At 69.2% G+C, this 8,057-nt stretch carries 6 protein-coding genes; 1 reads left to right on the top strand and 5 read right to left on the bottom strand.

Annotated elements, in window-relative coordinates:
• The 5 genes from AC27KI_RS05485 to AC27KI_RS05465 all read right to left on the bottom strand — a co-directional run.
• Positions 1-189 (bottom strand): sensor histidine kinase N-terminal domain-containing protein (locus AC27KI_RS05485; RefSeq protein WP_487112932.1); only part of this gene is annotated, 189 nt, incomplete at its 3' end.
• Positions 190-248: 59 nt separating this feature from the next.
• A complete protein-coding gene (locus AC27KI_RS05480; RefSeq protein ID WP_272565155.1) occupies positions 249-956 on the bottom strand; it encodes a response regulator transcription factor in 708 nt (235 codons plus the stop codon).
• A gap of 85 nt (positions 957-1,041) precedes the next feature.
• Positions 1,042-1,935 (bottom strand): acetylglutamate kinase, encoded by an 894-nt coding sequence (gene argB / locus AC27KI_RS05475; RefSeq protein ID WP_092745378.1) that lies wholly within the window; start codon positions 1,933-1,935, stop codon positions 1,042-1,044.
• A gap of 150 nt (positions 1,936-2,085) precedes the next feature.
• Positions 2,086-3,189 (bottom strand): glycosyltransferase family 4 protein, encoded by a 1,104-nt coding sequence (locus AC27KI_RS05470; protein WP_284398141.1) that lies wholly within the window; start codon positions 3,187-3,189, stop codon positions 2,086-2,088.
• On the bottom strand, positions 3,186-3,971 hold the full coding sequence (locus tag AC27KI_RS05465; protein ID WP_284429726.1) for a glycosyltransferase family protein: 786 nt from the start codon (positions 3,969-3,971) through the stop codon (positions 3,186-3,188). The genes AC27KI_RS05470 and AC27KI_RS05465 overlap by 4 nt, the downstream gene beginning before the upstream one ends.
• Before the next feature lie 76 nt (positions 3,972-4,047).
• Between AC27KI_RS05465 and AC27KI_RS05460 the strand changes: the two genes are divergently transcribed.
• Positions 4,048-7,950, top strand: coding sequence for a methyltransferase domain-containing protein (locus AC27KI_RS05460; RefSeq protein WP_487112930.1), 3,903 nt, complete (start codon positions 4,048-4,050; stop codon positions 7,948-7,950).
• Positions 7,951-8,057 lie beyond the last annotated feature (107 nt).

Genomic DNA, 8,057 nt, shown 5'->3' with positions numbered 1-8,057 from the left:
GCCGCCGTCGCTCACGGGCGGGGCCACCACCGAGTCGGCCAGCGCCGGCAGCAGCCGCAGCAGGCGCTGGTCGTGCCGGCTGGCGGCCTCGTCCGCCGAGCGGTAGTCGAGCCACGCGCCCGCCAGCGCCAGGGCGCACAACGGCAGGATCAGCAGCAGCAGCAGCCGGATGCGCAGCGCGGAGGTCATGGCGGCGGCCGGGGTGTGCGGGTGCAGGGGTGGGCTGGCGCGGAGACGGCGGGGCGCGCTCAGCCGCGCGGGGGCTGCAGTTCCAGCCGGTAGCCGAAGCCCCGGATGGAGCGCAGCGCCACGCCATTGGGCTCCAGCTTGCTGCGCAGGCGGGAAACGTACACCTCCACCGCATTGGGCGTGATTTCCTTGTCCCAGCCGGTCAGGGCCTGCAGCAGCTTTTCCTTGCTGGCCGGCTTGGGCGCGTGGATCAGCAGGTATTCCAGCACCGTCCACTCGCGCGGGCCCAGTTCGATGGGCTGGCGCGCATGGGGATCGCTGGCGGTGCGGATGCTCACGGTGCGGCCGGCGGTGTCCAGCTCCAGCGGCCCGAAGCTCAGGATGGCCGTGGTCGCGGCCTGAGAGCGCCGCAGCAGGGCCCGCAGCCGCGCCAGCAGCTCGGGCAGCTCGTAGGGCTTGACCATGTAGTCGTCGGCGCCCAGGTCGAGCCCCTGCACGCGGTCGTGCAGGGCGTCGCGCGCCGTGAGGATGAGCACCGGCATGGCCGGATGGGCCATCTCGGGGCGGCGCAGGCAGCGCGTGAGCTCCAGGCCGTCCATGCCCGGCAGGCCGATGTCGATGATCGCGGCGTCGAACGATTCGGTGCGCAGCACCTCTTCGGCCCGCTCGCCGCTGCCCACCCAGTCCACCGCATAGCCCGCGTCGGTCAGGCCCAGCTTGATGCCGCTGGCCAGCATGACGTCGTCCTCGACCAGCAGCAGGCGCATCGCCCTGTCACCCGCTCAGGAACGGACCGGCGCGGCCCCGCCGGGGGCGGCGCGCTGCACGGCGGGCGAGGCGCAGACGGGCATCTCAGTGGCTGCGGATCATGGTGCCGTAGGCCTGCTCGGTCAGGATTTCCAGCAGCATGGCGTGCGGCACGCGGCCGTCGATGATGTGCACCGCGTTCACCCCGGCCTTGGCGGCATCGAGGGCGCCGGCGATCTTGGGCAGCATGCCGCCGGAGATGGTGCCATCGGCGAACAGCGTGTCGATCTCGCGGGCGGTGAGGTCGGTGAGCAGTTCGCCCGCCTTGTTCAGCACGCCCGGGATGTTGGTGAGGAGCACGAGCTTTTCGGCCTGCAGCACGGTGGCGAGCTTGCTGGCCACGACGTCGGCGTTGATGTTGTAGCTCTCGTTGTTCTCGCCGAAGCCGATGGGGCTGATGACGGGGATGAACGCATCGTCCTGCAGCGCCTTGACCACGCTCGGGTCGATGGAGACGATGTCGCCCACCTGGCCGATGTCGTGCTCGATGCTCGGGTCCTTGTTGTCCACCATCTTGAGCTTCTGGGCGCGGATCATGCCGCCGTCGCGCCCGGTGAGGCCCACGGCCTTGCCGCCCGCCTGGTTGATCAGGCCCACGATGTCCTGCTGAACTTCGCCCGCCAGCACCCACTCCACGACTTCCATGGTTTCGGCGTCGGTCACCCGCATGCCCTGGATGAACTGGCCCTTCTTGCCCAGGCGGTTGAGCGCGGTCTCGATCTGCGGGCCGCCGCCGTGCACCACCACCGGGTTCATGCCCACCAGTTTGAGCAGCACCACGTCCTCGGCGAAGTCGGCCTGCAGCGCCGGGTCGGTCATGGCGTTGCCGCCATATTTGATGACCATGGTCTTGCCATGGAACTTGCGGATGTAGGGCAGCGCCTGGGCCAGGATTTCGGCCTTGTCGCGCGGAGCAATCGAAAGAAGGTCGGTCGTCATGAAGAGCTCGCGGCTGAAGGAGCGGTTAAGCGATGGAGATGCGCATTGTGCCTTGCCCCGGCCCCCGGACGGCGCTGGGGCGGGACGGGCGCAGGAACGGGCCAGGACGGCACCGGGCGATGCCATTCAGCATCGGCCCGTGGGCGGTCTTCAATGCCGCAGCCAGCTGGGCACCTTGAAGCGCACGATGGCCAGGTAGGCGGAGACGTAGGCGATCATGAAGAGGGCGCAGAAGATCGCCAGCACGACCGTGTTGCTCCAGAACAGCACCGCGGGCACCACCGTCAGCAGGGTAAAACCCCACAGGTAGGGCGAGGTGCGGTTGTTGCGCATGAGCACCCGGCGGGACTCGTCGTCATGGAACACCCCGCGCACGATGCGCCGGTAGATGAGCTGATGGAAGTGCAGCGCGTCCGCCACGCCCGGCGAGACCCCGCGCACCAGCTTGCGATAGATGGAGAAGACGGTCTCCCACACCGGGTAGATCAGCAGCAGCATCGGGAACCAGGGCGACACGTCCTGGTTGCGCTGCACGAGCGAGATGCTGCCCAGCGCGATCACCACGCCCCAGATGTAGGAGCCCCCATCGCCGGCGAAGATCATGCCGCGCGGGTAGTTCCACACCAGGAACCCGGCCGTGGCCGCCGCCGTGCAAACGAACAGCGTCGCGAGCGACCGGTCCCCCACCTGCAGGCTGACGTGCGCCAGCGCCAGGCAGACGATGAACGCCACCATGCCCGCCAGGCCGTTGTAGCCGTCGATGATGTTGAAGGCGTGCGGCAGGCCGGCCACCGCCAGCACCACGATCACCATGCCCAGCCAGGGCGTCTGGGCCAGGAAGCCGTCCAGCCAGGGCAGGCCCATGCGCTGCACGTTCAGTTGCAGCACCATCAGCGCCAGCCCACCCGACAGGGCCGTGAGCAGCAGGCGATAGCGCACGGTCAGGCGCTGCGTCAGGTCTTCCACGATGCCGCCCACCGCCGACGGCAGGAGCGCCACGATCCACCAGACCACCCAGGCGCCGAGCCGCAGCGAGCCCGGATCGCCCATCCACGACGTCTGAACCACCCCCAGCATCCAGCTGCAGGCCATGCCGGCCAGCAGCGCCGCCCCGCCCAGCCGGGGAATATCCCCCAGGTGGAACCGCTGCGGCATGGTGTCGCCATACACGGACGCGTGGTCGCGCCCCCATCGGACGATGCCCGCAGCCACCAGCGTGGAAACCAGAAACGCAACCAGAGACAACCAGATCATGGAGCGCCGATGGTATGCGGGCCGCGGGGGCCCTCCGGTAACAAAGATCGTGCCTGCCGATACACCGGCGAGCGCCACAGCCGCCACAGGCTGCGCACGTGCCAGGCGAGGTAGGCCATGCGGCGCTGGCTGTCGCGCTGCCCGACATGGCCCACGCGGGCCGCACCCTTGTGCAGCCGCAGGCCCCTCAGCCGCATGCGCAAGCTCAAATCCACATCCTCGCAATACATGAAATACCCTTCATCGAATCCCTCCAGCGCGTCCCACACCGCCCGCCGCATCACCAGGAACGCCGCGTTCACCCAGTCCACCCGGTGCTCCCGTTGCCCGAGCACGCGGCGGCGCCACAGCGCGGCGGGCGACGGCAGCTCGCGCTCGGAATCCTGCAACTGGCCGCGGCCGTCCACCTGCTCCGGGTAGGCGCAGCCCACGTCCGCCGGCAGGGCGGCCTCGCACAGCGTGGGAAACGGGTTCGCGCCGAGCAGGCTGACGTCCGGATTCAGCACGCAGACCATCGGTTCGGCCGCCCCGCGCAATGCGCGGTTGTGGTTGGCGCCGAAGCCCAGGGGCGACGCATTGCGGCGAATCTCCAGCACGAAGGGCCAGCCTCCGGCGGGGGCCTGCGGCTCGGCCTCGGGCAGGTTGAGCGTGAGCACCACGCGCGAGACGCTGGCCCCGCACAGGCGCGCCAGATCCTGCAGCAAAACCTGCACCCAGGGCCCGTGGCCATGGCTGATCAGCGAGACCACCAGGCCCCGTTCCGCATTGAGAGATGACATCATGAACACGCTATTGTCGTCTGCCTCGCACACCGTCCTGCCAGGCGGGCCGCTGCCATGCGCCCGTCATAATCCGGGGATGACCCAAACAATCGAGGATTTGCACGTCTATCTGCGCACCATCAAGCAAGACGAACGCACCTCCCTTTCCGTGCTGGCGAGCCTTGTCCGCGAGGGATCCACGGTGCTCGACCTGGGCTGCGGCAGCGGCGCACTCGGGCAATATCTGGCAGAGACCCGGGGCTGCACCAGCGATGGCGTGACGCTCAGCGAAGCCGAGGCCGAACACGCCCGCCCCCACTACCGGCGCGTGGAAGTGTCCGATCTGGAGACATGCGATCTGGTTACCCTTTTTACCGGCCAGCGCTACGACTACATCGTGTGTGCCGACGTGCTCGAGCACCTGCGCCGCCCGGAGGGCATCCTGGCGCAATGCCGCGAACTGCTGGCAACCGGTGGTCAACTGCTGATTTCGGTGCCCAACGCCGGCTACTGCGGCCTGGTGGCCGAATTGCTGCAGGGTGAATTCCGCTACCGGGAGGAAGGCCTGCTGGACCGCACCCACCTTCGCTTCTTCACCCGGCGATCATTGGGGCGGTTCCTGGGCGAGCAGCGCTGGGCCGTCGACCAGATCGACACCGTGCGCCGCGAGGTGCCCGAATCGGAGTTCAAGGCCGCCTTCGACCTGCTGCCACCGGCCGTCTCGCGCCATCTGCTCGGAGCGCCCGATGCCATGGCCTACCAGTTCATCGCCGTGGCGCAGCCTGCCGCTCAGGCCATCGCCGAGGACCAGAGCGGCACGCCGGACCCGCAGGAAGCCCACGCCCTGTTCACGGCGCAGCTCTACCTGGGCCAGAACGGCGAATACGCCGAAGACCGCAAGCTGACCGCCACCGGCATCATCGGCCGCGAACGCCAGACGGTGCGTTTCACCCTGCCCGATACGCCCACGCCCCTCACGAACCTGAGGCTCGACCCGGCGGACCGCCCCGGCTTCATGCACCTGCATGGCATCGCCCTGCGCAATGCCCAGGGCGACGCGGTGTGGACGTGGCAGGCCGACACTGCATCGCGCTCGCTGCTGGCCCGCTCGCCCCACCGCCAGATCGTGTGGGAGCAGCCCATGCCGGCCGCCTCCCCCGCCACCCTGCTGCTGCTCACCGGGGACGACCCCTGGATGGAGTTGCCGATCCCCCGGGACGTCCTGACCGGCCACGCCGGCGGCGGGGCCGTGCTGGACATCGACCTGGGGTGGCCCATGTCCGCCGACTACCTGGCCCTTTCGAGTGCCATCTTCCCGCTGCAGGAACAGATTTCCGACCTGAAGACGGCAGCAGCCCTGGCCCAGGCGCAGGCACAGCGCGAGGCTGATCGACTGCTTCGGGAGACCCGCGAGGCGCTCGAGCTGGAAAAGCGCGCTTTGGGCGAGCAAAAGGAAGTGCTCGAGGGCGACAAGCTCACCCTGGAGTACACCAACCAGGCCTTGCAGGAACACAACGCCACGCTCAAGGACAGCACCCAGACGCTGCTGCGCCAGCGGGCCGATTTGCAGCAGGAGTCCGCCCAGTTCCAGCGCAACGCCACCCGACTGCAGCATGAACTGGGCCGCCTGCAACACGACTACGGCGCCCTCGCCCACCACTTGAAAACGATCGAAAACTCCACCGTGTTCCGCGCGACCCGCCCCCTCGTCCACACCAAGATGCGCCTGGACCGCCTTCTGGGCCGTGCGCCCAAGCATGCCGCCGCAGCGGCGGCGCAGGGGCCCGTGCAGGTCACGCCGCCGCAGCACCCCGTGGATGTGATCGTGCCGGTCTACCGGGGCCTGGCCGACACGCAGATGTGCGTCGATTCCGTGCTGGCCAGCCCGTGCGCCACGCCCTACCGCCTCATCGTCATCAACGATGCCAGCCCCGAGCCCGAAGTCACGGCCTGGCTGCGCCAGCGGGCCAAGCAGGACGAGCGCATCGTGCTGCTGGAAAACGAGGAAAACCTCGGCTTCGTCGGCACCGTCAACCGCGGCATGGCCCTGAGCGGCACCAACGACGTGCTGCTGCTCAACAGCGACACGGAAGTCGCCAACGACTGGCTCGACCGCATCCGCAACGCCGCCTACGGCGATGCCAAGGTGGCCTCGGTGACCCCGTTCTCCAACAACGCCACCATCTGCAGCTACCCGCGCTTTTGCAAGGACAACGACCTGCCGCCCGGCTACGACACGGCCCGCCTGGACGCGCTCTGCGCCAGGACCCACCCGGGCGCGGTCGTGGACGTGCCCACGGGCGTCGGCTTTTGCATGTACATCCGGCGCGATTGCCTGGTGCAGCTCGGCCTGTTCGATACCGAGCACTTCGGCAAGGGCTACGGCGAGGAAAACGATTTCTGCCAGCGCGCGCACGCGGCCGGCTGGCGCAACCTGCACCTGCTGGACACCTTCGTGCTGCACACCGGCGGAGTCAGCTTCGGCGACAGCAAGAGCCCGCGCGAACTCGCGGCCATGGAAACCCTGCGCCGCCTGCATCCGCGCTACGAGCGCGACGTGCATGCGTTCGTGCAGGCCGATCCGGCGCAGCCCTACCGGCTGGCGCTCGACGTGGCCCGCATCGCCGAAGCCGGCCTGCCGGCCGTGCTCGCCGTGCTGCACGACCGGGCCGGTGGCACGGTCCGGCATGTCCGCGAACTGGCCGCGCACCTGGCGGACCAGGCCACCTTCCTGACCCTCACGCCCGCGCCTGGGCACAGCGTGCGGCTGCGGATGGCGGGGCAGGACGAGGGCTTCGAACTCACCTTCCGCCTGAACGACCAGTACGACGACCTGCTCGGCGTGCTGCGGCAGCTGGGCGTGCGGCAGGTGCACTTTCACCACCTGCTGGGCCACGGCCAGGAAGTTCGCAACATCCCACACCTGCTGGATGTGCCCTACGACTTCACCGCGCACGACTACTACAGCTACTGCACGCACATCTCGATGACCGACACGACCAACCGGTACGCCGGCGAGATCGGTCCCGGGCAATGCAAGTGCTGCACGCCGGAGATGCATTCCCCCCTGGGCGGCACCGTCGCCGAATGGCGTGGCGCGAATGCGCGCCTGCTCACCGGCGCACGACGGGTGCTCGCGCCCAGCCACGACACGGCGCGGCGCATCGCCGGCTTCGCGCCGGCGGCGCACGTGCACGCCGTACCGCACACCGATCTGCCCGACAGCGCGGCGCTGCCACTGCCCGCGCCGCGCATGCTGCAGCCTGGCCAACGGCTGCGGGTGGTGGTGATCGGCGCCCTGAGCGCCATCAAGGGCGCGGACGTGCTGGAAGCCGTGGCCGCCGAGGCGGCCCGCCGCAACGCCCTCGTGGATTTCCACCTGATCGGCTACGGCTACCGCCACCTTCAGACGCAGCCCCGCGCCCGCCTGACCATCCATGGCGAGTATGAAGAGAAGGACCTGCCCGGCCTGCTGCAATGGCTGGAGCCGGACCTGGTCTGGTTCCCCGCCCAATGGCCCGAGACCTACAGCTACACCCTGAGCGCCGCGCTGCTGGCCGGCCTGCCGGTGGTCGTGCCCGACATCGGCGCCTTCGCCGAGCGGCTGGCGGGCCGGCCCTGGAGCTGGGTGCACCCCTGGGATGCCACGCCCGCCCAATGGCTGGCCTGGTTCACCGAGGTCCGCGACCGGCATTTCGCCCAGGGCGAGGCCCCGGCCCTGGCCGAGGCACAGCCGACTGCCCTCTTGCCGCATGAATCGTCCGCGCCGTTCCGCTACGAGACCGACTACCTGGCGGACTCCAGGCCCGTGGCTGCGCTGACCCCCATGACCCTGGCCGACCTGCAGCCCTACCTGCCCCAGGCCACACCCACCGCCGCCGCCAAATCAGGCGTGCTGTCGGCGGTGGTCTATCTGCGCTCGCTGCCGGTGCTGCGTGGCGTTGCACGGCGCATCCCGGCGCAGTGGCAGCGCCGGGTCAAGAACTGGCTGCAAGCCTGAACCGGCTTCGCGCCGCACGGCGCCGGAACGAAAAAAGGGCTGCCTTCTCCGGCAGCCCTTTTTGTTTTCGAAAGGCCCATCGACGCGCTCGGTGCGATGGATGGCAC

The sequence above is a fragment of the Acidovorax sp. KPB24-03 genome (assembly GCF_057546605.1).
The sequence above is the reverse complement of the archived record's forward strand: the minus strand, read 5'-3'. Positions and strand labels throughout refer to the sequence as shown.